Annotated in this window: 21 protein-coding genes; 12 read left to right on the forward strand and 9 right to left on the reverse strand. The window is 61.2% G+C overall.

Annotated elements, in window-relative coordinates; all coding sequences use genetic code 11:
* Positions 1-81: 81 nt before the first annotated feature.
* A complete protein-coding gene (locus OU694_RS04430; RefSeq protein WP_308909766.1) occupies positions 82-1296 on the reverse strand; it encodes an NADP-dependent isocitrate dehydrogenase in 1215 nt (404 codons plus the stop codon).
* A gap of 138 nt (positions 1297-1434) precedes the next feature.
* A complete protein-coding gene (locus OU694_RS04435; protein WP_308909767.1) occupies positions 1435-2025 on the reverse strand; it encodes an LOG family protein in 591 nt (196 codons plus the stop codon).
* 152 nt (positions 2026-2177) lie between these two features.
* Between OU694_RS04435 and OU694_RS04440 the strand changes: the two genes are divergently transcribed.
* Positions 2178-3200, forward strand: coding sequence for a LysM peptidoglycan-binding domain-containing protein (locus tag OU694_RS04440; RefSeq protein ID WP_308909768.1), 1023 nt, complete (start codon positions 2178-2180; stop codon positions 3198-3200).
* Between the two features lie 9 nt (positions 3201-3209).
* Here the strand turns inward: OU694_RS04440 and OU694_RS04445 are convergent, their stop codons facing one another.
* Entirely contained in the window at positions 3210-3620 is a 411-nt protein-coding gene (locus tag OU694_RS04445; RefSeq protein ID WP_308909769.1) for a hypothetical protein, read from the reverse strand.
* A gap of 237 nt (positions 3621-3857) precedes the next feature.
* On the opposite strand from OU694_RS04445, the gene OU694_RS04450 reads away from it, so the two are divergent.
* Together OU694_RS04450 and OU694_RS04455 are read left to right on the forward strand one after the other, a co-directional pair.
* Entirely contained in the window at positions 3858-4520 is a 663-nt protein-coding gene (locus OU694_RS04450; RefSeq protein ID WP_373460201.1) for a phosphatidylserine decarboxylase, read from the forward strand.
* A 16-nt stretch (positions 4521-4536) separates the two neighbouring features.
* Positions 4537-5325 (forward strand): CDP-alcohol phosphatidyltransferase family protein, encoded by a 789-nt coding sequence (locus OU694_RS04455; RefSeq protein WP_308909770.1) that lies wholly within the window; start codon positions 4537-4539, stop codon positions 5323-5325.
* Between the two features lie 11 nt (positions 5326-5336).
* On the opposite strand, the gene OU694_RS04460 is transcribed toward OU694_RS04455, so the two are convergent.
* The 3 genes from OU694_RS04460 to OU694_RS04470 form a co-directional block, all read right to left on the reverse strand.
* Complete coding sequence (locus OU694_RS04460) at positions 5337-8513, reverse strand: efflux RND transporter permease subunit (RefSeq protein ID WP_308909771.1); 3177 nt, start codon at positions 8511-8513, stop codon at positions 5337-5339.
* A complete protein-coding gene (locus OU694_RS04465; RefSeq protein ID WP_308909772.1) occupies positions 8510-9571 on the reverse strand; it encodes an efflux RND transporter periplasmic adaptor subunit in 1062 nt (353 codons plus the stop codon). The genes OU694_RS04460 and OU694_RS04465 overlap by 4 nt, the downstream gene beginning before the upstream one ends.
* Before the next feature lie 73 nt (positions 9572-9644).
* Entirely contained in the window at positions 9645-10175 is a 531-nt protein-coding gene (locus OU694_RS04470) for a helix-turn-helix transcriptional regulator (protein WP_308909773.1), read from the reverse strand.
* A gap of 187 nt (positions 10176-10362) precedes the next feature.
* Between OU694_RS04470 and OU694_RS04475 the strand changes: the two genes are divergently transcribed.
* Complete coding sequence (locus tag OU694_RS04475; protein WP_308909774.1) at positions 10363-11106, forward strand: SPOR domain-containing protein; 744 nt, start codon at positions 10363-10365, stop codon at positions 11104-11106.
* 367 nt (positions 11107-11473) lie between these two features.
* On the opposite strand, the gene OU694_RS04480 is transcribed toward OU694_RS04475, so the two are convergent.
* Complete coding sequence (locus OU694_RS04480) at positions 11474-11635, reverse strand: hypothetical protein (RefSeq protein WP_308909775.1); 162 nt, start codon at positions 11633-11635, stop codon at positions 11474-11476.
* Between the two features lie 218 nt (positions 11636-11853).
* Here OU694_RS04480 and OU694_RS04485 point away from each other — a divergent pair, with 218 nt between their 5' ends.
* From OU694_RS04485 to OU694_RS04505, 5 genes are all read left to right on the forward strand, one after another.
* Positions 11854-12993, forward strand: coding sequence for a Ppx/GppA phosphatase family protein (locus OU694_RS04485; RefSeq protein WP_308909776.1), 1140 nt, complete (start codon positions 11854-11856; stop codon positions 12991-12993).
* Between the two features lie 16 nt (positions 12994-13009).
* Positions 13010-13750: an RlmE family RNA methyltransferase gene (locus OU694_RS04490; RefSeq protein ID WP_308909777.1), complete on the forward strand. Its 741-nt coding sequence runs from the start codon at positions 13010-13012 to the stop codon at positions 13748-13750.
* A gap of 134 nt (positions 13751-13884) precedes the next feature.
* Positions 13885-15354, forward strand: coding sequence for an IMP dehydrogenase (guaB, locus tag OU694_RS04495; protein WP_308909778.1), 1470 nt, complete (start codon positions 13885-13887; stop codon positions 15352-15354).
* Positions 15355-15366: 12 nt separating this feature from the next.
* The gene (locus tag OU694_RS04500; protein ID WP_308909779.1) at positions 15367-16680 is read left to right on the forward strand and encodes an RsmB/NOP family class I SAM-dependent RNA methyltransferase; all 1314 of its coding nucleotides are present in this window, start codon (positions 15367-15369) and stop codon (positions 16678-16680) included.
* Positions 16681-16765: 85 nt separating this feature from the next.
* On the forward strand, positions 16766-17287 hold the full coding sequence (locus OU694_RS04505) for a tetratricopeptide repeat protein (protein WP_308909780.1): 522 nt from the start codon (positions 16766-16768) through the stop codon (positions 17285-17287).
* A gap of 3 nt (positions 17288-17290) precedes the next feature.
* On the opposite strand, the gene trmFO is transcribed toward OU694_RS04505, so the two are convergent.
* Entirely contained in the window at positions 17291-18646 is a 1356-nt protein-coding gene (gene trmFO, locus OU694_RS04510) for a methylenetetrahydrofolate--tRNA-(uracil(54)-C(5))-methyltransferase (FADH(2)-oxidizing) TrmFO (RefSeq protein WP_373460202.1), read from the reverse strand.
* Between the two features lie 113 nt (positions 18647-18759).
* Here trmFO and OU694_RS04515 point away from each other — a divergent pair, with 113 nt between their 5' ends.
* Genes OU694_RS04515 through OU694_RS04525 form a run of 3 tightly spaced genes read left to right on the forward strand, consistent with a single transcriptional unit; the run spans position 18760 to position 21762 of the window.
* A complete protein-coding gene (locus tag OU694_RS04515; protein ID WP_308909782.1) occupies positions 18760-20094 on the forward strand; it encodes a flavin monoamine oxidase family protein in 1335 nt (444 codons plus the stop codon).
* Positions 20081-21223 (forward strand): M28 family metallopeptidase, encoded by a 1143-nt coding sequence (locus OU694_RS04520; protein WP_308909783.1) that lies wholly within the window; start codon positions 20081-20083, stop codon positions 21221-21223. The genes OU694_RS04515 and OU694_RS04520 overlap by 14 nt, the downstream gene beginning before the upstream one ends.
* On the forward strand, positions 21220-21762 hold the full coding sequence (locus OU694_RS04525) for a DUF924 family protein (RefSeq protein ID WP_308909784.1): 543 nt from the start codon (positions 21220-21222) through the stop codon (positions 21760-21762). Before OU694_RS04520 ends, OU694_RS04525 begins: the two co-directional genes overlap by 4 nt.
* Here OU694_RS04525 and OU694_RS04530 read toward each other — a convergent pair.
* A complete protein-coding gene (locus OU694_RS04530) occupies positions 21759-23330 on the reverse strand; it encodes a mucoidy inhibitor MuiA family protein (RefSeq protein WP_308909785.1) in 1572 nt (523 codons plus the stop codon). The two genes, OU694_RS04525 and OU694_RS04530, sit on opposite strands and share 4 nt — an antisense overlap.
* Positions 23331-23436: the final 106 nt, after the last annotated feature.

Consider the following 23436-nt stretch of genomic DNA (forward strand, 5'->3'; position numbering starts at 1 on the left):
AGGTTGCCTGACTATAACCCCAAAGAAAAAAGGCCGCACCATCCGGCACGGCCTTCCTCGAATTCTTCGCTGCGCGGCTGCTTAGCCGAGCTTGGCTTTCAGGTTCTGGTCGATCTTGTCGAAGAACTGGCCGGTGGTCATCCAGCTCTGGTTCGGGCCGATCAGCAGGGCAAGGTCTTTGGTCATGCTGCCGCGTTCAACGGTTTCAACGCAGACTTGCTCGAGCGTTTCCGCGAAGGCCGATACTTCCGGCGTGCCGTCGAGCATGCCGCGATACTTGAGACCGCGGGTCCAGGCAAAGATCGAGGCGATCGGGTTCGTCGAGGTTTCCTTGCCAGCCTGATGGTGACGATAGTGACGGGTCACCGTGCCATGGGCGGCCTCGGCTTCAATGGTTTTTCCATCCGGCGTCATCAGGACGGAGGTCATCAGGCCAAGCGAGCCGAAGCCCTGTGCCACGGTATCGGACTGCACGTCGCCGTCATAGTTTTTACACGCCCATACAAAGCCGCCGGCCCACTTGAGGGCGCTTGCGACCATGTCGTCGATCAGGCGATGTTCGTAGGTGATGCCGGCATCCTTGAACTTGTCTTTGAATTCGGTCTCGTAAACCTCCATGAACAGGTCCTTGAAGCGGCCGTCATAGGCCTTGAGGATCGTGTTCTTGGTGGAAAGGTAAACCGGCCATTTGCGATCAAGGCCATAGTTCATGCTGGCGCGGGCGAAATCCATGATCGAATCGTCAAGGTTGTACATGCCCATGGCCACGCCGGCGCTCGGGAAATCGAACACTTCGTGCTCGATGGCTTCGCCGCCGTCTTCCGGCTCGAAACGCATGGTAAGCTTGCCTTTGCCAGGTACTTTGAAGTCCGTCGCGCGATACTGGTCGCCAAAGGCGTGGCGGCCGATCACGATCGGCTTGGTCCAGCCAGGCACGAGGCGCGGTACGTTCTTGATGATGATCGGCTCGCGGAAAACGGTGCCGCCCAGAATGTTGCGGATGGTGCCGTTGGGGCTTTTCCACATTTTCTTGAGGCCGAATTCCTCGACGCGCTGCTCATCAGGGGTGATGGTCGCGCACTTCACGCCCACGCCATGTTCCTTGATGGCATTGGCGGCATCGATGGTGATCTGGTCGTTGGTTTCGTCGCGCTTTTCGATCGAAAGATCGTAATAGAGGAGTTCCACATCGAGATAGGGCTGCACAAGGCGTTCGCGGATCCACTGCCAGATGATCCGGGTCATCTCGTCGCCATCAACCTCGACGATAGGATTTTTGACTTTAATCTTGCTCATCTTGTCCTCAATTGTTGGCCCGGTAAACGGTGTCAGAACCCGGGCAGCGCGTTCGGGCGCAGGGAGGCTGCGCCAATATTGGGCGGCACCCTAGCATCAAGCTTTCGGCGTTTGAAGCCCTTTGTGGGCCGGGACTTGTCAGATCAGTTCGGTCAGGCCCTCGCCCTCTACCATAGCCACGCTATCGAGGTGGGCAAGCGCTTCGGATGCCGATGCCGTGACCGTGATGAGGTCAGCGTGGGCGGGCTTTGCAAAGCCTTCGGTGACGATGCTTTTCACCAGCGTGACGAGCGCGTCCCAATAGCCGCCGGAATTGACAAGGATGATGGGCTTCCGGTGCAGGCCAAGCTGTGCCCAGGTGACGATTTCAAAAAGCTCATCAAGTGTGCCAAGGCCGCCGGGCAGCACCAGAAACGCGTCCGAGCGGTCGAACATCATCTTCTTGCGTTCATGCATCGAACTGGTGACATGGATTTCGGCAAGGCCTCCTTGGGTGATTTCCACAGCATCAAGATGATCCGGGATGATGCCGATCACACGACCGCCGGCATCCACAGAAGCGCGGGCGACAAGGCCCATGAGGCCGATCGAGCCGGCGCCATAGACGAGATCGAGCCCGCGTTCGGCAAGGCCTTTGCCAAGTTCCGTGGCCTCACGCGTATAGACAGGATTGGTCCCGGTGCGCGACCCGCAATAGACACACACGGATTTGAGGGGTTGAAGGGTCATATTCTCTCCACAATATAGGGCGACAAAGGCATTATGGCCGTCGATGCTTCTGTCCGGCCTCGGGGTCGGGATCGTGCCGCTCTCAGAAACATCTTTCAACATTAGCGGCCGATTGTTAATGAACAACAAAACTTACAGGCGTTCGACCCATCATGGCTTTTGATTCAGAAAACGACGGATTGCCGCCGAAGGTCAAGCTGGCGGCGATCATTGTGATCGTCCTCGCCGTTTCGGCCGTGATCTGGCAATTCACCGCAGGCGACAGCACCCCTGCGCCCACCGGCCCCGTTGTGCCCGGCGCGAAAGAGCAGCCGGTTGCTGAAGCGCCGCAGAAACCGGCGTTCGATCTGGTACGGATCGCGCGGGGCGGCACGGGCGTTATTGCTGGCCGTGTGGCGCCGAACGCTCACGTCACATTGTATGCCAACGATGAAAAGATTGCCGAAGTGGACGCCGATGCCCAGGGCGAATGGGTGATTGTGCTTGAAAAGCCGCTGGAAGCAGGCTCCGTGGCGCTCAATCTGAAAAGTCATGACCCGGCGACCGGCACGGTTTCCGAGGCTGACGACGTAGTCGTGGTGTCGGTCCCCGAACCAGACGACCGCAGCTTCGCCGAACGTGATGAAAGCGGTGTTGTTGCCGTCCTCAGCCCGAAATCGGGGGAGGGCGGCAGTCGCCTGTTGCAGAAGCCCGGCACGGCGTCGGTTGCCGAGGTTGGCGACAGCCTTTCGGTGGATTCGCTGGATTATGGTGACGGTGGCTCACCGGTCATCAGCGGTCGCGCGCTGCCGCGCGTGGATGTGCGGGTCTATGTCGATGACAATTTCATCGGGGTTACCCGTGTGAAGGACGACGGCACCTGGTCGGTGACGGCTGCCAACGCGATCGGCGGCGGGCGACACACGATCCGGGTGGATCAGACAATCGGCAAGGACGGCACCGTGCAGCTCCGGATCGAGCAGCCGGTGGAATCAGGCTTGCCCCTTGATCCGCGTCAGGCGGCGGGTGGTGTGATCGTGCAGCCCGGCAACACGTTGTGGCATATCGCCCGGCAGCTTTATGGCTCCGGCGTGCGCTATACGATGATCTTCAAGGAAAACAGCGAAGTGATCCGCGACCCGGACCTGATCTATCCGGGGCAGTTGTTCCGTCTGCCGGAAGGCGAAAGAGGCTGAGGCGCGGCCTCAGTCCAGTGGTTTCAGGTGGGCCCTGAGCGAGCGCAGGTGATTTTCCGATTCGAGCAGGATGAGCGTCAGCGCGCTCATCAGCTTTGCGCCGGCCAGATGATCGTCTGTCGTCGTGATGCTTGAAAACTCAACCACACCATCACGGTTCATCCGGTAGGCTCCGTCCACGCCGCGATTGTTGAGGAAAAGGCGCTCCAGCGCCAGGCCACGCTGCAATTCGTCCTCGATGGTGAAATAAACCTGCCCGAGCTTCGCATGCAGGCGGATTTCACCGCCATCGTCGCCTTTTTTCAGCGAGCGTGCATGGAAATGGATGCCTTCCCATTCGAAATCGATCTCGTCGAAACGGGCTTCATCAAGGCTTTCAAGGTGGCCCCTGGCACGTTCGAGACTGTCATGCAGCTTCATCGGTCGAAACTTTCACCCGGTTGGGAAACGAAAGGACGGTTTACCCGCAATAGCTTGAAGAAGCTCTTTTAAACAAGCGTTAAATTGTAGGAATGTGTTCGTTGACAATTGCCCCGGCATCTTGTCATGAAGCGGCCTTCGGGGCCAGCCTGATCCGGCTTTGCTTGACGGCGCGGGCCCAAATCGTCAGTGTGTCCTGAATTTTGCAGGTCCCCATACGGGAAAAGGTTTGTTTTGATGAAAGCAATGGATGTCGTGATGACGCCGATTCACCGCGAAGGTCATCTCTTCGTGGCTTTGTTCTTCGCGGCGTCGATCGTCCTGATGGCGCTTTGGGCGCCGCTTGGCTGGATCGGCCTCGTGCTGACCGCCTGGTGCCTTTATTTCTTCCGTGATCCGCACCGCGTGGTGCCGGAAGAGAAGGGCATCCTCGTGAGCCCTGCCGACGGTACCGTCTGCCTGATCATGGAAGCGACCCCGCCGGCCGAACTTGGCATGGGCGACGAGAAGGTGACCCGCATCTCGATCTTCCTTTCCGTTTTCAACGTGCATGTGAACCGCGTGCCCGCTGCCGGCACCATCACTGGCCTTGCCTATGTGCCCGGCAAATACCTGAATGCGGCGGACGAGGATGCGAGCGAGGAAAACGAACGCCAGCTTGTGCGGATGACCACCGAGGACGGTGACGACATTGCCTTCGCACAGGTTGCAGGCCTCGTGGCGCGCCGTATCCTTTGCGACCTTGAAGACGGGCAGAAAGTGGAACGTGGCGACCGGATGGGCCTGATCCGTTTCGGCAGCCGCACCGACATCTATCTGAGCGATAAGCTGAAGCCGATGGTGAAGGTGGGTCAGACCATGATTGGCGGCGAGACCGTCATCGCGCGCCGTTCGGCCTGAAGCACCGGGACGCCCCATGGATAATCGTCCCCTTCTTTTCCGCGAGATCTCGATCCGCACCATCCTGCCGAATGTGGTGACGCTGCTGGCCTTCGTGGCCGGGCTCACCGCCATTCGCTTCGCCCTTGCCGGCAAATGGGAACTGGCCGTCTGGGCGGTTATCGTGGCCGGTGTGTTCGATGGGCTGGATGGAACCGTGGCACGGCTTCTGAAAAGCACCAGCCGCTTCGGCGCGGAACTTGATTCGCTTTCCGACAATGTGGCCTTCGGCGTGGCGCCTGCGGTCGTCCTCTATCTCTGGACGCTTGAAAGCATCGACCGGCTGGGCTGGGCGTTCGCGCTTCTCTATGCCATCGCCATGGCGCTCAGGCTCGCGCGCTTCAATGCGCGTATGGAAGACGAGGACGAGCCGCGCCGTCGCCTTGGCTTCCTGACTGGTGTTCCCGCCCCGATGGGAGCAGCCCTGATGCTGATGCCGATCATGGTGGATCTGGTGGCCGAAACCGATCTCGTGCGCGGTTACCCCCGCACCATCGGCCTTTATGTGATGTTCGTTGCCATGCTGATGGTTTCGACCCTGCCGACATGGTCGATGAAATCGATCCGCATGCCGAAGCAATGGTTCTCGCCCTTCATGCTGCTGATCGGGGCGATCATTGCCGGGCTTTTCGCCCGGACGTGGGAAGTGATCATTCTCTTGGGCCTCACCTACCTCGCGACGCTGCCGTTCAGCTACATGGCCTTCCGGCGCCGGTTGGGGCAGAAACAGCGGCAGGGCGCCGAGATCAGCACACCGAAAGACTGAAAGACTGGCCGCTATTCAGCGGCCAGTTTGTTTTCGGCCACCTCGGCGGCGATTGCGCCTGCAGCCTTGCGGTCGCGGCGGGCGCGCCATTTGATCCGCAACTGTTCGCGGGCGGCAAGGGCTGCGGGCGTGAACACCAGCGTCAGGATGGTCGAGGCGCCAAGTCCCCACACAACAGCAATCGCCAGATCGACCCAGAATTTCGAGGTCGGCGAGCCGAATTCAATATTTGCATCGAAGAAATTGACGTTGAATTCAAGCGCCATGGGTAACAGGCCGATCATCGTGGTGCCGGTGGTGAGGAGGATCGGCCGAAGGCGCTGTGCCCCTGTGTGTACGATGGCTTCAAGCGGATCGATGCCGTGGTCGCGGAAGCGGTTATAGGTATCGATCAGCACGATATTGTTGTTCACCACGATACCGGCGAGTGCGACGATGCCGATCCCGGTCATAATCACCGAAAATTCCCGTCCTGTGACGAAAAGCCCGAACAGCACACCGATGGCGCCCATGATAACGGCAGTGAGGATAAGAGCTGTCTGGTAGAAGCTGTTGAACTGGGCGAGAAGGATAAGGCCCATCAGCGCGAGGGCGAGGAGCATGGCGCCGAACAGGAAGCTTGATGCTTCTTGCTGGAACTCGTCGCTGCCTTCGAACTTCACATTCACGCGCGGGTCGAGCTTGGCTGCGCCCTGCCATTCCTTCATGGCTTCCACCACGCGGTTCACCTGCACATCATCGCGCACGTTGGCGCTGACAGTGACGGAGCGTTCCGCGTTGGTGCGAGTGATCTTGCCGATTTTCGGTGTCGGCACCCGGTCTACAAGGTTGGTGAGCGCGACGGGGCCCTTGGGCGTCATGATCGTCAGCTCGTCGAACGCCTGGATGCCGCGGGCATCTTGCGGCAAGCGGATGCGTATATCTTCCTCGTCGATGGAATCAGCGGGCCGGTAGCGCCCGGCAAGCATGCCGTTGGTCATCAACTGGATGAAACTGCCGACGGTCGTGACATCGGTGCCATAACGGCCTGCCTCGGCGCGGTCCACATCAAGCGACCAGTCGATGCCCGGTACGTGGAGCGTGTCCTCGACCTCGACCACACCGTCGATATCGCCGAGCTTGCCCTTCACGGTGGCGACGGCAGTGGCGAGCAGGGCAGGGTCTTCGCTTGAAAGCCGGATCTGGATATCCTTGCCCTGAATGGGGCCGAAGCTGACCTCGGAAAGCTCCACCTTGATGCCCGGCATATCTGTCGTGCGCTCGCGAAGCTCGTTTTTCAGGTCTTCATAGCTTTGGCGCTTGTTCCAGTCCTCAAGCATGAGGTTGACGCGGCCGACCACATCCTCGGACCCGGTGATATCGTTGTTGGTGAGCATCGTCGTGCTCCACACCGCTTTCACGCCGGGCGTATCATAAACGCGCTCGCCGACACTGCGGACAATCCGGTCGATCTCGCCGATCGACATATTGCCGCGGGCATGCACCAGGAGCCGAACGAGTGGAGGATCACCTTCCGAGAAGGTGCGGCTGCCGAGGTTGGCTGCACCATATGCCATCACGATCATCACCATGATGACGACTGTGCCGGCGAGCACACGGAAGGGCTTGCGGACCACGGCTTCCAGAATTTCGCCGTACCAGCGGGTGAAGCCGCGCAGCCGGTCGACCGAGAAGGTGGCGTCCTGCGCCAGTGCCTGCATCGAGGCCGCGCTCACTTCACTCGGTTTGCCGATGGTGGCGCCAAGTGTGGGCAGGAACACGAGAGCAACCAGAAGCGAGCCCATGAGCGTATAGATCACCGTGATCGGGATATATTTCATGAACTCGCCCATGATGCCGGGCCAGAAGATGATCGGCAGGAAGGCGGCGACAGTCGTGAGCGTGGAACTGATGATCGGCAGGCCCATGCGCTTGGCGGCGAGGCTGTAGGCTTCCTGCCGGTCCATGCCTTCAACCATTTTACGGTCAGCATATTCGGTGACGACGATGGCGCCGTCGACGAGCATCCCGACAGCGAGGATCAGGCCGAACATCACGACGTTATTGATCGATTCGCCCGTATAATGCAGGCACATGATGCCGAACAGGAACGAGGCGGGTACAGCCACGCCCACGAGCATGGCGGCGCGGGTGCCAAGGGCGGCAACCACGATGATTACCACCAGCACGATGGCGGAAACCACGTTGTTGCGCAGTGTATCAAGGAAGTCGGCAACCTCTACCGACTGGTCGAACAGATAGTCGATCTGGATGCCGTCGGGCCAGCCGACGCGCATTTTTTCAACCACCACCTTTGCCTGCTCGGCGGCCTCCACCACGTTTGCCTCGGTGCGTTTCATCACATCGATCGTGTAGGCGGGCTGGCCGTTATAGTGCGACAGGCGGTTGGCGTCCTTGAAGGTGCGGCGCACGGTCGTCAGGTCGCGCAGGGTCACCACCCCGTCGGTCGATGCCTTGATCGGCAGGCTGAGCACGTCGTCCGGCTCTTCCACCAGCCCATCCACACGCACAGAGAAGCGCCCCGATGCGGTGTCAAGCGACCCTGCCGCCACCAGCCGGTTGTTGTTGGCAACCACACCGTAAAGCTCGGCCGGGGTAACGTTATAGACGGTCAGCTTGGCCGGATCGATCAGCACCTCAAGCATCTGTTCGCGCTCGCCGCCTGTTTCGACTTCGCGGATCAGCGACTGGGCCTCCAGTTCTTCGCGCACCGACCGGACGATTTGGGCCATGGTGCGCTCCGGCACCGGGCCAGAGAGCACGATGGTCAGCACCGGTTCATCCGAGGTGCTGAATTCCGAAAGGGTCGGCTCCAGCGTGTCGTCAGGCAGGCGCGAACGGGCCATGTCCATCGCGTCGCGCACCAGTTGGCGGGCGCGGTCCTGGCTCTGGTCCGGGTGAAACTCGGCGATCAGGTAGGCCCCGCCCTCACGGCCCACGGCATCCAGCCGCTTCAGGCCTTCCAGGCCGCGCAATTGCACTTCCATCGGCTTGATCAGCAGCCGTTCGGCGTCTTCAGGCGAAATGCCGTCGTGCGAGATATTGATCAGGAAAACAGGGAAGGGGATATGGGGATCCTCTTCCTTCACGATATTGGCGTAGGAAAGCATCCCGGCGATCAGGATGATAGACAGGAGCGTCAGGATCAGCCGTTTCGAGCGGACGAAAAAGTCGATCATGCCGCTCATGACGGGGCGCCTTCTTCAACAAGGCGGACCTTCTCGCCGTCGGCCACGAAGTCCTGACCGGTAGTGATGATCCGGATCTCGTCCGGCAATCCGGCGACCCAGACGCCGCCCTCGGCATCGTCCAGCACCTGCACAGGCATGAAGGCTGCGCGGTCCTCCGCGTCCACCAGCCGGACACCAAGGCGGCCTTCCTTGTCCAGGATGAACCATGACGGCGACAGGAGGTGGGCATTGGCACGGCCGATCGGCAGGCGGATCGTCGCTGTCAGGCCCTCCTTCAGTGTGTGCTCGGGGTTGGCGAGTTCCACTTCAACCCGGAAGCCACGGGTCTGCAGATTGGCAGCGGAGGCGACATAGCGGATGCGGCCTGTCATGTCCGGCAGGCCCTTCACGGAAACGGTGGCGGGTTCGCCGACATCAAGATCACCGACAAAGGCTTCGGAGGCTTCGGCAACGGCCAGGAAAGGCTCTTCCAGCATCAGGGTCGCGCAGATGGAGCCCTTTTGCAGATAGGTGCCGACCTCGGCCTCGCGGGTCTCCACGATGCCATCGAAAGGTGCCTTGATGGCCGTGTAGGCAAGGTCAAGCTGGCGGCGGTCGACGGCGGCGAGGGCAGCATCAAGCTGCGCCTTGGCTGCGGCTGTCTGGGTTTCCGAGCGGTGCCCCTTGGCCGCAAGCGACACGGCGACGTTATATTCAAGCTGGCGCTGGTCAAGAAGCGCCTTTGCCTCGGCAAGGCTTGCCGCCCGGTCGGCGGTGTCGATCCTGCAGATCACATCGCCCTTTTTGATCCGTGTGCCTTTTTCTACCGGTGTGGCAATCACTCGGCCGTCGATTTCGGCTTTCAGGGCCACCTTGCGCAGCGCTTCCGTGTGGCCGCGGACCGAGGCTTCATGGCCGAAGTCACGGGCAGTGAAGGACTGGTAGACGACAGGAAAGGCCTTGTCGCCAGCTGCGGCCTCGACTGCCTGTTCGTGCCGCGGGCCCGAAAGGATGCCAATGGCAAGATAGAGGGCAAGGGCACCAGAGATTACAAGGGCAGTCGTGACCGGCTTCATAAGCTGTTCCAGTATCTTCAAATATATGGCTGCACGCAGTTTTCGGCGGATTGCGGCAATTTTACGACAAGATTTACGAAACCGGGGCCATCATTCCTGCAATCAGTCCCCGCTTTTTTTTCACCAGGAAATCGTGGGCGGCTTTCTGCATCACGATTCCATATTCAAGCACGAAGCGAGACGCGGCTCCTTCCTCGGCTTGCAGCATGGCTTCGAGCGCCTCGATCTGCTCGCCGTGGTGGGCGATGCGCTCGTCGATCAGGTCTTCGATCCGGTGCGGTGCCACCGCCTCGGCAAAGAGAAGGGCGGCAAGGAAGTCCGACCGGTTGCGGTCCGGGCCTGGCGAGTTGGCAAGGGCGGCTTCCAGTTCGGCGCGGCCAGCCGGTGTCAGGCTATAAATCTTTTTGTCCGGCCGTTTGGACTGGGCTTCGGCACGGCAGGAAATCAGGCCTTCCTCGGTGAGGCGGGTGAGGGCCGGATAGATCGAACCAAAACTTGCTTCGCTGAAGAAGCTGAAGCTGCCTTCGGCAACCATCTTCTTGATCTCGTATCCTGTCGCGTCACCAAGGCTGAGGATGCCTAGGCAGAGTGTGGGGATATCCATTCTTTGTCTTTCTATATCGGGCTGTCATATGAAGATGGCATCTGTGGCGTCATTGTAAAGGGGGCAGGCGCAGAAATCGGCATCCTTTCCGGTTTTGGCGCGTCCCTTGCTTGATTGATCTCCGGGTATGGCATTCCGGTTTCCGGGGCTATGAGGTAAAGTGACGTTAGAGGGATTGGGTTCAGCGATGCTCAGGCAACATACGAAGACTTCTCTTTCCGGCCTTCTGGTGGCCCTCACCCTTTCGGGCTGCGGGGCGCTCGGCATTGGCGGAAAGGACGAGGATGTCCAGAAAACATCCGACCGGCGCGACCAGATTCTGGTGAATACCGGTGCCACCGGCCCCCAACCCGGCCTCAACGGTCCGGTAGAGGACCGTGTGCTGCGTGACAGGTTCCGCGATCTTGAAGGCGTGCTGATGCGGGTGGAAGAGCGGCTTGGCAGCATCGAGGGCAGGCTCAACGCGCTCGAAGCCCGGCAATCGGCCTCGGCCAGCGAGGCGATGACGGCACAGCGTGATTCGGCCTCTGCCTTCAATGCAGAGCTCGAAAGCCTCAAGCAGCAGGTGGCGACGCTGAACAGTGTGAACCGTAACCAGGCGCAGGAACTGCAGCGACTGAACGCAGACGCCGAGCGCGCACGCCAGGCCGCCATGCCGGCTCGCTACACCGTGCATCTATCTTCCTACCGTACTATCGAACAGGCGCGAGTCGGGTGGAGACAACTTGCAGCTGCATTCGGTGCCCCGCTCAGCGAACTAAAGCCATATGTTGTGACAGAACAACAGGATGGCCTCGGTTCCTTCATCAAACTGCAGGCTGGGCCGCTGAACAGCCAGCAGGCAGCTGATGAACTGTGCGCCACATTGAAGCGCATGTCGGGCGATCAATTCTGTGCTGCAATGCGACTGGCGGGTGATCCGTTACAGTAACGAAAACGGTAACTTGCGCAGATAGTGCAGTGCGGCAATCAATATTCGCATGCGCAGCAAGTTCACATAACGTACAAGTATTTGAAAAAAATCATAAAAAGGCAGTCGTGAGGCCTTGACAAAAGAGGCCATTTTTTGTCGGATACACCCACCTTCTGGGAGATGCTTCAGATAGTGCGACTTGGGGAGGTTGAGCACTATCCGATATTAGCGCTGGTCAAACGGCAGCTGACATTTCCCAGAAAGGCCGGGCAGCGTCCCGATGGGGGGAAAACGCTCGGATTCTGGCGCGGCGAGAGGGTGCAAGCCTAATCTGCCGCGCCATTTTTTATGTGCGAGCCTCAGGGCGCAGGGGCAATCCCGAATTTCAGTTGAGATGCAGTCTGGCGGTGCTGCCCATCGGGCGGCTGGCACGGCGTTGCCGCCAGAAGCGCGACACCGGGCCAAGGGCATCCTGAAACGCAGTCATCCCGAAAGCGCCGATCATCACAAACAGGCCGAAGAGCAGGGCATGCAGCAGGCTGGTCATCTGGTCGTCCTCTTGAATGTTCTTGTTGTGTTCTTATTCTGCCTTGGCGCCTGCGTCAAGAACAAAAAAAGAACATTGTGCTTGCGTGTTCGCGCTGATGGCTTTGTGTTGCTAAGGCCTGCCCGCTGGTGTTAAGAGGAAATCAAGTGCGCCGGAACGCGCGCCTGCCTTGGAGGCAGGCCAGAAACCATCCGGCTAGAAAATATGAAGAGCGCCCTATGTCGTTAGACGAAATCAACGCGGGGTCGCCGGGCGCCGATGGGGAAATGCCCCCGCCGCGCAGCACCGAGCGTTCACCAGCCCGGGCCGATGGTCCGGGATCGCGCACCAGCCGCCCACAGGCGCGGCCCGTGTATAGCGCGATCGACCTTGGCACCAACAATTGCCGTCTTCTTATCGCCCGTCCGACCGCCGGGGGCTTCCGTGTGATTGATGCCTTCTCGCGCATCGTGCGGCTTGGCGAGGGCGTGGCGCAAACCCGGCGTCTGTCTGACGACGCGATGAACCGCACCATCGAAGCCCTGAAGGTCTGTGCCGACAAGATCGACCGGCGCGGCGTCACCTGCATGCGCCATGTGGCGACCGAAGCGTGCCGCATGGCCGAAAACAGCGACGAGTTTCTGGCACGGGTGCGGCAGGAAACTGGCATCAACCTTGATATCATCAGCGCGGGCGAGGAAGCGCGGCTCGCCGTTATGGGCTGCCAGTCGCTGATTGCCCCCGGCAACCGGCATGCGCTGGTGTTTGATATCGGCGGCGGTTCTACCGAACTGATCTGGGTGAAAGTGCTGCCCGAACGCCGTACCGAGATCCAGGGCTGGATGTCGATCCCGTGGGGGGTCGTCTCGCTGACCGAAGCCTTCGGTGCGTCCGGCGCGACCGTCGGGATTGATAAATATCACCGCATGGTGTCCACCGTGCGCGATCACCTGCAGGCCTTCGAGGACGCACACCAGCTGTCGAAAGTCGTCAAGCGCAAGCGGGTTCAGTTCCTGGGCACGTCGGGCACGGTGACGACGCTTGCGAGCCTGCACCTGAAATTGCCGCGATACAGCCGGGACCGCGTGGATGGTGCCTGGATGAAATCGTCCGAGATTGCCCGTCTTTCCTACAGTGTCGCCATGATGTCGCATGAGGAACGGGCAGCCGAGCCTTGCATCGGGCACGAACGCGCTGACCTTGTGGTGGCGGGTTGCGCGATCCTCGATGCGATTCTCGGCATGTGGAATGTACAAAGCCTGCGCGTGGCCGACCGTGGCATCCGCGAAGGCATCCTGCGCGGCCTGATGTCGCCCGAACGCTCGCTGCCCCAGCAAGCGCGGCGCGGATACCGGGGCGGACGGCAGGGCCGGCGATGAGTGAAGGACAGGACTGATGGCGAAGGGCTGGAACAGTCAATCGAAGACGAAAAGCCGGGCGCGTGGCCCCAAGGTGCGGGTAAAAACCGCCCGTGGCCGCACGGTCAGCTCCACCCGCTGGCTGGAACGTCAGCTCAATGACCCCTATGTGGCCGAAGCCAACCGGCTGGGCTATCGTTCCCGCGCGGCTTTCAAGCTCCTGGAACTCGATGAGCGCTTCAAGGTGCTGGACGGTGCCAAGCGGATCGTCGACCTCGGCTGTGCGCCGGGCGGCTGGACGCAGGTCGTGATGCAGAAGTTCAAGGGGCAGGTGCCGCTTCTCGGGATCGATCTGCAGGAAGTGGAGCCGATCCCCGGCGCTACCTTCGTGCAGATGGACTTTCTGGAAGAAGGAGCGGACGAAAAGGTGCGGTCTTATCTCGACGGCGCGCCGAATATTGTCCTTTCCGATATGGCAAACTCCGCGACCGGCCACCGTCGTACCGATCAGGTGCGCACCATGATGCTGGCGGAAGCCGCGCTCGAATTTGCCATCGACAATCTGGAAGAGGGCGGCACCTTCGTCGCCAAGGTGCTGCAGGGCGGGGCGGATAACGACCTGATGGTGCGGATGAAGAAGCATTTTCGCACGGTCAAGCATGCCAAGCCGCCGTCAAGCCGTCAGGACAGCAAGGAATGGTTCGTGGTGGCCCAGGGCTTCCGCAAGCTTTCGCCTGCCGAGGCCGCCGCAGAAAGTGATCGCGAAAGCGCGGAATAAGGCCAAATTACGCGTTGTTTTTTCCGCGCTCCCGGCGTATTGAACGGCGAACATCAAAAGAAGCCCGGCTTGCCTCTCGTCCTTTGCGGGAGGCTTTGTCCATTCGGCTTCTCCCTCAAGCGACAGGAAAGACAATGGATATTCGTCTCGGCCTTACTTTCGATGATGTTCTTCTGGTTCCCGCTGCAAGCGATGTGATGCCGGCGCAGGTGGATGTCAAATCCCGCATCACCCGCGAGATCGAGCTGAATATCCCGCTTCTCTCCGCCGCCATGGATACCGTGACCGAAGCCCGCATGGCCATCGCCATGGCGCAGAACGGCGGTATCGGGGTGCTGCACCGGAACGTGACCGTTGAAGAACAGGCCGAGATGGTCCGTCAGGTGAAAAAGTACGAATCAGGCATGGTCGTCAACCCGCTGACGCTCTATCCCGATGAGACGCTGGCCGACGCCATGGAGCTGATGTCGCGCGCCAAGATTTCCGGTATCCCGATTGTGGAACGCAATGGTGGCCCCGGCCCGAAGAAGCTTCTGGGTATCCTCACCAACCGTGATGTGCGCTTTGCCTCCAACATGGCGCAGCCGATTGCCGAACTGATGACCCGTGAAGTGGTCACTGTGCGCGAAGGCGTGTCGAGCGAAGAAGCCAAGCGCCTCTTTCACCAGCACCGCATCGAAAAGCTGATTGTGGTGGATGACGAGCACCGCTGTGTGGGTCTTGTCACCGTGAAGGACATGGAAAAGGCCGTCGCCAACCCAAACGCCGCCAAGGACGGGCAGGGCCGCCTGCGTGTGGCTGCGGCCACCACGGTTGGTGACAAGGGCTATGAGCGCGCTGCAGCGCTCGCCGAAGCGGAATGTGACCTTGTCGTTCTCGATACTGCCCACGGCCATTCCGAGCGCGTGGTTGAGCAGGTTCGCCTCATCAAGAAGGCTTTCCCGAAACTGCAGCTGGTGGCCGGCAATATCGCGACGGCGGATGCCGCCGCCGCCCTTATCGACGCTGGCGCGGATTGCCTGAAGGTCGGTATCGGGCCGGGCTCCATCTGCACCACGCGGATCGTGGCGGGCGTCGGCGTGCCGCAGCTGACCGCTGTCAGCGACGTTGCCTCCTATGCCTCCAAACACAATATCCCGATCATCGCCGATGGCGGCCTGCGCACTTCGGGCGACGTTGCCAAGGCGATTGCCGCCGGCGCCAGCGCCTGCATGGTCGGCTCGCTCCTTGCCGGTACCGAAGAAGCGCCGGGCGAGGTGTTCCTCTATCAGGGCCGTTCCTACAAGGCATACCGTGGCATGGGCTCGGTCGGCGCCATGGCGCGCGGCTCGGCGGACCGTTACTTCCAGGACGATGTTAAAGACACGCTGAAGCTGGTGCCGGAAGGCGTTGAAGGCCAGGTTCCCTACAAGGGCCCGGCAGCCGGCGTGATCCACCAGCTGGTGGGCGGCCTGCGTGCCTCGATGGGCTATACCGGCAACCGCACGGTGCCCGAGATGCGCACCAATTGCCAGTTTGTCCAGATCACCAACTCGGGCCTGCAGGAAAGCCACGTTCACGACGTGACGATCACCCGCGAGTCGCCCAACTATCCCTCGAAATAAGGTGCCTCGGGCATGACGCCCGCTGCCCGCATCGCAGCCGCCATCGAACTTCTCGACGAAATCGAGAAGGCGATGGCGTCGCGCGGCGCCCCCGCCGACGCGATTGTCGCCAGCTTCTTCCGGGCGCGCCGCTATGCGGGCTCGGGTGACCGGCGTGCAGTGACCGGGCTTGTCTATGGCATCCTGCGCCGCCGGGCGCTTCTTGTGTATATGGCGAGCGTTGCCGGGCTTGAGCCCAATGCACGTGCGCTGGTGATCGCTGCCCTGAAGCTGGACAGCGAGCAGCTCGATATGTTCGGCACGGAAGACCGTTTCGCACCGGCGGCGCTGACGGCGGCGGAAGAGGGCATGTCGGTGGATGTAGCCAGTGCGCCCGAAGATGCCCGCCTGAATATCCCTGACTGGGCGACGGCTGGCCTGCATGCCCGCTTCGGGGATGAGCTCGCCCCTGCCATGGCGGCACTTGCCGAAACGGCACCACTGGACCTGCGCATCAATCCGCTGAAACGCGTCAGCGAAAAGATAATCAATAACTTCAAAAATTCTTATGAACTTATTGATTTTAATGATTATACGAATATTTCAATGCGAAGCGCCCAGCACCGAGTCCTGACGAACGAAGCGCTGTATCGTGATGGCCAGATAGAGGTGCAGGATGTTGCGGCACAGGTCGCTTCACTGCTTGTTGGTGCCAAACTGGGCGAGCAGGTTGTCGATTTCTGCGCTGGTGCAGGCGGCAAAAGCCTCCTGATGGCGGCGACTATGGAAAATCATGGCCAGATCCATGCTTTCGATATTTCAGGGAAACGGCTGGACGCGCTGAAGGAGCGGGCGAAGCGCGCTGGCGCCCATAATATTCAGGTCAAGCGGCTGCCGCTCAAGGATGACGAGCGGTCGTCGATGCAGCGTCCTCTCCTTGGCCGTATGGACCGGGTAGTCGTCGATGCGCCGTGCTCGGGTAGTGGCACATGGCGGCGCAATCCGGATCAGCGCTGGCGGCTGGATGATGCGGCACTTGCCGAGCAGGCAGCCCTGCAAAGTGCGATCCTTAAGGAGGCTTCAGCCCTCGTGAAGCCCGGTGGGCTGCTGGTTTACATGACCTGTTCGCTGCTGCCAGCGGAAAACGAGGCCGTTGCTGATGCGTTTGCTGCCGAGAACCCGGATTTCGTCCGGCGCGATTTCCGTGATTTCTGGGTGGGGCCGTGGCTGCAGGGTGCAGCGCCGTCGTCACTGGCCCTCAACGCCACTGACCTGCAGCTGGCGCCGCACGCGCACGCCACCGACGGCTTCTTCATCGCCTTCTTCGAGCGCCGGCCCGGCGCATAAAGTTGCAGACAGCCACAGGCTGACTGGCTATGCTTCCATTAATGGACGGCAGAGTTTTGCCGACGAGAAGACGAACGAGGACGGAATGACTTTCTTGAACCTGCGCAAATCCATCACCGGTGCAGCCCTGTGCGCGCTTCTGGCAGCCCCCGTGGTAGCAGCCCAGACGGCGCCGCAGTATCAGGCCCTGTCGAAAGAGCTGGTGACCCAGGCGGAAGTGGCTCTTGCCAAGGATGCAGCCGGTGCGCAGCTCTTGTTCGAGCGCGCACTTGTGGCTGATCCAGCGAATGTTGATGCGCTTGTAGGACTTGGCCATGCGTTCGAGGAGCAGGGCAAGGTTGGCCGCAGCCTGAAATATTACCGGCAAGCCCTCGAAATCCGCCCGAACAATGTGGTGGCGCTCGAGAGCCAGGCGCTTGCCTTCCTCAAGCGCAAACTGCCGGACCGCGCCGAACGCAACCGTGCCCGCATCGCCGAGATCTGTGCAAATGATTGCCCGTCGCTGGATAAAGTGACGGCGGCCATCGAGGCGCATCACGCCGCGGCCGAAGCCGCCGACGCCAAATCCAAAATGGCGGACGCAACGCCCGCCACGGAAGGGCGCTGAGCCTTACTCGGCGGCGACTGAAAGACCGCCGAGCTCCGCAATCCACTGATCGATATCGGCGTTCGCCCGGCGGGTGATCGCCTGCTTGCGCTCGTTCTTGCGCACCCGGCCTTCGGGGGGCGGCATCAGGCCGAAATTCACATTCATCGGCTGGAAGGTCTTTTCGTCCGCCCCGCCGGTGATGTGGCCGATGAGTGCGCCGAAAGCGGTGGTCGCGGGCGGGATGGCGGGCTCATGGCCGAGGCGATCACCTGCCGCAAAGAGCCCGGCGATAAGGCCGACAGCGGCACTTTCCACATAGCCTTCAACGCCGGTCACCTGCCCGGCGAACCTGAGGCGCGGGTCGGCCTTCAGGCGCAGGCGGCCATCCAGCACCTTGGGGCTGTTGATGAAGGTGTTGCGGTGCAGGCCGCCAAGGCGGGCGAATTCGGCATTCTCCAGCCCCGGAATGGTGCGGAAGATGCGGGTCTGCTCGCCGTATTTCAGCTTCGTCTGGAAGCCGACCATGTTGTAGAGCGTGCCAAGTTTGTTGTCCTGCCGCAGCTGCACGACAGCCTCGAGCCAGTCGTCCGAATGCGGGTTTTTGAGCCCGACCGGCTTCATGGGGCCGAACTTCAGCGTCTGGGGGCCACGCTCCGCCATCACCTCGATCGGCATGCAGCCTTCGAAATAGGGGGTGTCCTTCTCCCATTCCTTGAAGTCGGTCTTGTCACCGTCCAGCAGCGCCTGCACAAAGGCCTGATATTGCTCGCGGCTCATCGGCAGGTTGATGTAATCGGCACCATCTCCCTTGTCATAACGGCTCTGGTACCAGGCTTTCGAGAAATCGATGCTGTCCTTGTAAACGATGGGCGCGATGGCATCGAAGAAGGCGAGGCTGTCTTCGCCCGTCAGCTTCAACACGGCTTCGGAAAGGGCAGGAGAGGTGAGCGGGCCGGTAGCCACGATAACATTGTCCCACTCGGCAGGCGGCAGGCCGTCCACTTCGCCGCGTTCGATGGTGATGAGCGGATGGGACGACAGGATCGCCGTCACTTCATCCGAAAAGGCGTTGCGGTCCACGGCAAGCGCGGAGCCCGCCGGCACCTTGTGCTTGTCCGCCGCTTTCATGATGATCGAATTCATCTTGCGCATTTCAGCGTGCAGGAGGCCGACAGCGTTGTTTTCGGCGTCATCCGAGCGGAAGCTGTTGGAGCAGACAAGCTCGGCAAAGCCTTCGGTTTCGTGGGCGTCGGTCTTCCTGACCGGGCGCATTTCATGCAGCACCACCGGCACCCCGCGCGAGGCAACCTGCCATGCGGCTTCGGAGCCCGCGAGCCCGCCGCCGATGATATGGACCGGTTTCATGCTGTCTGTCATTGAATGCGCCTTTTATCCGTTGGATTTCGGTCGCCTGTTTACAGATATGCAGCCGCTTCGTTAAGAGAAAAAGGGGATTAGCGGACGGCAGGTTCCGCCGTCAGGGGGAAAGCATGGATGTTATCGTTGTAGGAGCCGGACTTGCCGGCCTCTCCGCAGCCCGCCAGCTGCTGGCGGCGGGCAAGTCGGTCACGCTGATCGAGGCACAGGAACGGGTGGGAGGACGTACCGATTCGCGTGCCGGGCCGGGTGGTACATGGCTTGATGTTGGCGCGCAGTGGATCGGCTCGAAACACAGCCGCATGCAGGCGCTGGCCGATGAGCTGGGCGTTGACACCTTCAAGACCCATACAGACGGCGGCATCATCTTCAACTGGAATGGCCGCCAACATGCTTATCGGGGCCTGATCCCGCGCATCAACCCGTTCGCCCTTGTCAATTTCGCGCTGGCCCAGCTGAAGCTCGACTGGATGGCGCGCAAGGTCGATCTCGCCAAACCGTGGGAGCAATCTCAGTGGGACCATGAAACCTTCGAAAGCTGGATCCGGCGGCATACGGTCGGCAAAAAGGCCCATGCCCTGTTCACCGCCTACACGAACGCCGTGTTCGCAACCGAACCCAAAAACGTGAGCCTCCTGCACGCGCTTTATTACACGCATTCGTCGGGCGGCAGCGAGTGGCTGTCGAAATCGACAGGCGGCGCGCAGGAAACGCGCTTTGCGGGTGGCACGCAGGCTGTCGCCAAGGCGCTTGCCGCCGCCTTGCCACCGGATGTGCTGCGGCTAGGTCTGCCGGTGCGCCGGGTGCAGACCACCAAGGATGGAGTGGCGGTAACCGCTGGCAAGGAGCTGTTTCTCGCCAAGCGGCTGGTGATGGCCGTGCCGCCCGCCCTGATTCCGACGATCGATTTCCAGCCGATCCTTTCGCCGAAGCGCGCGCAGCTGCTGCAGCGCATGCCGATGGGCAGCGTGATCAAGGGACAGGCTGTTTATGCTACGCCTTTCTGGCGGGGCCGTGGGCTTTCGGGGCAGGTGGTCTCGAACGAGGGACCGGTGAAGATCATGTTCGACAATAGCACGGCTGATGGCAAAACTGGCGTGCTGACGGGCTTCTTTGAAGGCGAAGCGGCGATTGCATGGTCGGAACGCACGGATGCTGAACGGCAGGCTGCCTTCCGCGATTGTGCCGTGCGCTACTTTGGCCCGGAAGCTGCCGACATGGTTCATTTTGAACAGAAGGTATGGGCTGCCGACCCGTGGGCGCGGGGCTGCTATAGCGCGCATTTCGCGCCGGGGGTATGGACCCAGTTCGGCGACGTGCTCCGCCGCCCCGAAGGCCGCGTCCATTTCGCTGGCACCGAAACGGCGGTCGAGTTTTCGGGATACATGGAAGGCGCGGTGCGATCCGCCGACCGTGTGGTGGCGGAGGTGATCGATGCCCTCGCTTGAGGCTGACCTCTTTGCCCGCCTGTCCGAATGGCCACACCGGGGTGTCGGTACCGAAGAAGAAATGGAAGCGCGCGAAAGCCTGATGGCAGCGCTGATGGACGAGCCGGGCCTCGATATCACCGAGGAAGGTTTCATGGCGCCCGCCTCCTACCTGAACATGGTGTGGACGATTGCGGGCGGACTGGTGCTGTGCCTGTGGGTGGCACCGTTCGCGCCCTTCTGGGTGGGGCTTGCGGCGCTTGGCCTGTTCGTCTCTCACCTGCTGTTCTTTGACTGGCGCCGCTCGCCGCTCGCCTGGATCGGATCGAACCGGGTGACGGCCAATCTGGTGGCTTCGAAGGGGGCGGGGCGGCGGCTCCTGATCCTGATGGCACATCTGGATAGCGCGCCGGCCTCCTTCGCCTACCGGCCCGATCAGGTGCCGCATTTCAAACAGTCGGTGTGGCTCGGCACCGCCATCATCGGTGTGGCGGGTCTTGCTTGTTTCATTGGTGGCGGGTTGCCCTTCTGGATCAAGGCGGGGCTGACAGTCGCGCTCATCGCCACCGCCGTCATGACCTCCATCGATTTCTGGCGTTTCGGCTATGTGCCGGGGGCGAGCGATAATCTTTCCGGCGTGGTGGCCGTGGCTGCCGCCGCTCGGCGCCTTTGGCGGGATATGCCGCCGGACACCGAAGTACGGCTTGTGGTGACCAGCGCCGAGGAGGCCGGGATGCTCGGTGCGCAGGCCTATTGGCAGACGCACAGGGAAGCCCTGAAAGCCCGTGAGGCCTATCTCATCAATGTGGATACCGTGGGGGTGGGGGATCTCGCCTTCGTCATCGAAACCGCAGGCTTCACCAAACAGGCCTATGATAATGCGCTGACGGCCGCCGCCGCGCGGCTCGGCGCACCCATCGGGGTCGGTCCCGCCCGGCATCATGTGGGGGATTTCGACAGCGTCTGGTTCAACCGGGGCGGGGTAGCCTCGCTGACACTTGCGGCATACGATGAAAAGGGCCTGATGCCGCGCATCCACACGCCCGACGACCGGCCCGAACATGTATCGACCGAAAAAATCGCGAAGGCTGCGGCCTTCACCGAGGCCATTGCCCGCGATGTGCTGGCCACGACAGGAGAAACGCCATGATCCGCCCCGACGATATCCTCTACTTCTGGTTCACCGAATGCAGCCCGAAGGACTGGTGGCAGAAATCGAAGGATTTCGACGATCTGGTCAAGCGGCGTTTCCTGAACCTTTACGAAGCGGCAGCAGCGGGGGAGCTTTCGCATTGGCGCACCGCGATCCGCGGGCGGCTCGCCGAGATCATCGTGCTGGACCAGTTTCCGCGAAACATGTTCCGGGATAGCCCCCGGGCTTTTGCGGCGGATGCCACGGCGCTTGTGCTGTCGCAGGAAGCCACCAAGGCACCGGGCTATGAGCGGCTGACGCCGGAGGAGAAAGCTTTTCTCCTCATGCCCTTCATGCACAGCGAAAGCCCGGCGGTACATACGCAGGCGGTGCGCCTGTTCGATCAGCCGGGGCTGGAGGATAACCTTGATTTCGAGCATCGCCACAAGGCGATCATCGACCGGTTCGGGCGTTATCCGCACCGTAACGCGATCCTCGGGCGCGTCAGCACGCCCGAGGAAATCGCGTTCCTGAAGGAGCCCGGCAGCAGCTTTTAATAGCTGCGCGAGATCTGCTTGCCGTCCGGATAGCTGATCCGGTAGCCGTGGCGGATCGTCCAGCTTTCGCCGGGCTCAAGGGTTTTCTTCCATTTCAGGATGCCGGGTTCGTCCTCGCCGCCTTTCGAGGTGGCCGGGGTAGCATCCTTGGTGATTTCTACCTTCACATCCTCGTGGGTGGAAACCGGCACGCGGTCGATGATCTCGACGGTTGTCGGGCGGTCGTGGTTATTTTTCACATTGATCAGATACCGGCTTTCATCGCCGGATTTGCCCCGGAAGAAACCGCCTTCCTTGTCCTTCTCGGCCTCGCGGACATAATCCACGGTCACGAGCGGGTCTTCACCATACGGCAGTTCCACCTTTTCACCCGGCACAAGATTGGGCCACTGGCCTTCGCCCACGAAGTTGCCGTCGCGGATCAGGCGGGCGGTGACATTGTTGAGCGTTGATTTACCGCTCCAGGTCAGGTCGGCAAAGACGAAGGCGGTGGGGTTTTGCGACGGGATGGCACGCACCACGAACTCGGCCTTCTCGTCCACGACCTCGAGATCAAAACGCTGGTCTTCGCCGCCCGATGGCAGGGAGAGCGCATCCTTGAGCGCATAACGGCGGTCGAAGGCGGTCATCTGCAGGTCGGCGACGTCTGCCATGCGGCCTTTCGTCATGCGGGCTGCTTCTGCCTGCATCGGCGCTGCCATGGCGTAGGCGCGTTCCTCGCGCGGATCTTCAAGGCCGACATAGGAGGGGCTGAGGTCCGCATTGCCGAAATAGCCGGACGGGCGATGGACGGCGAGATCGACCTTCACGCCCTTCCAGTCTTCCCCGGTCGACTGCGAGATTTCGCCCACATAATGGATCGCCACCTTGCCCGTTGCGCTGTCGAGATAGCTTTCCACCTTCGGCCGCCAGCTTGCCTCGTTGAGGAAATAGCTCAGCGACAGGGGCACAGTGACAGCCTTGGGCGAGTGGACGCTCAGGATCACCTCGGCCGAGCGACGGACATTGCCGCCGGCGCGGTCAAGCTCCGCCTGCAGGGCATTCATGGCGGGCATGATGGCGGCGATGGCCTTCTCTTCCGTGCGTCGGGCAGCGATCAGCGTTTCGGTCTGTTCGCCCGCGAATTTTAGCGCTGCACCCCAGCTCTTGGGGTCGCCGGCGAGCCCGCCGGTGTTACCCAGAAGGCCGAGCTGGATATCGATGCCGCGGATCGTGTCGTTATGATCGTCAATTTCGGCCTGCAGGGCGTCGATCTGGTCTTCAAGCGCTTTGAGGCGCGGGTTGGGGTTAGTGACCTCGTCCGCCGTGCGGACGCGCAGGTCGGTCAGCACCACATCGCGGCCAAGGGTGGCGCGCACGAAGGCCGGGTTTTCGGCAAGGCGCACGGGCAGGTCCCTGATGACAATCTCATGGTCGCCCGCCGGCACATTCACCGAACCGACCCGTGTTGCATCCACCCCGCCATACACATAGACGGTGGCATGATCGAGCCGTGTGGAGGCCGTATCGGCAAAGGCCGGGGCGGTCAGCACGGTGGCAGCGAGAAGGGTGGCAAAGGAGCGGGACATAATTTCCTCCATCATGAAATCCTTTATGGGCGACTGTGCCCGGTAATCAAGGCAACCATGAGGCGTGAAAGATGACCCTCCGATGAACGCGCCGGTCAGGAAAGAG

Source organism: Pseudokordiimonas caeni (assembly GCF_026719705.1).
Lineage (GTDB): Bacteria > Pseudomonadota > Alphaproteobacteria > Sphingomonadales > Kordiimonadaceae > Gimibacter > Gimibacter caeni.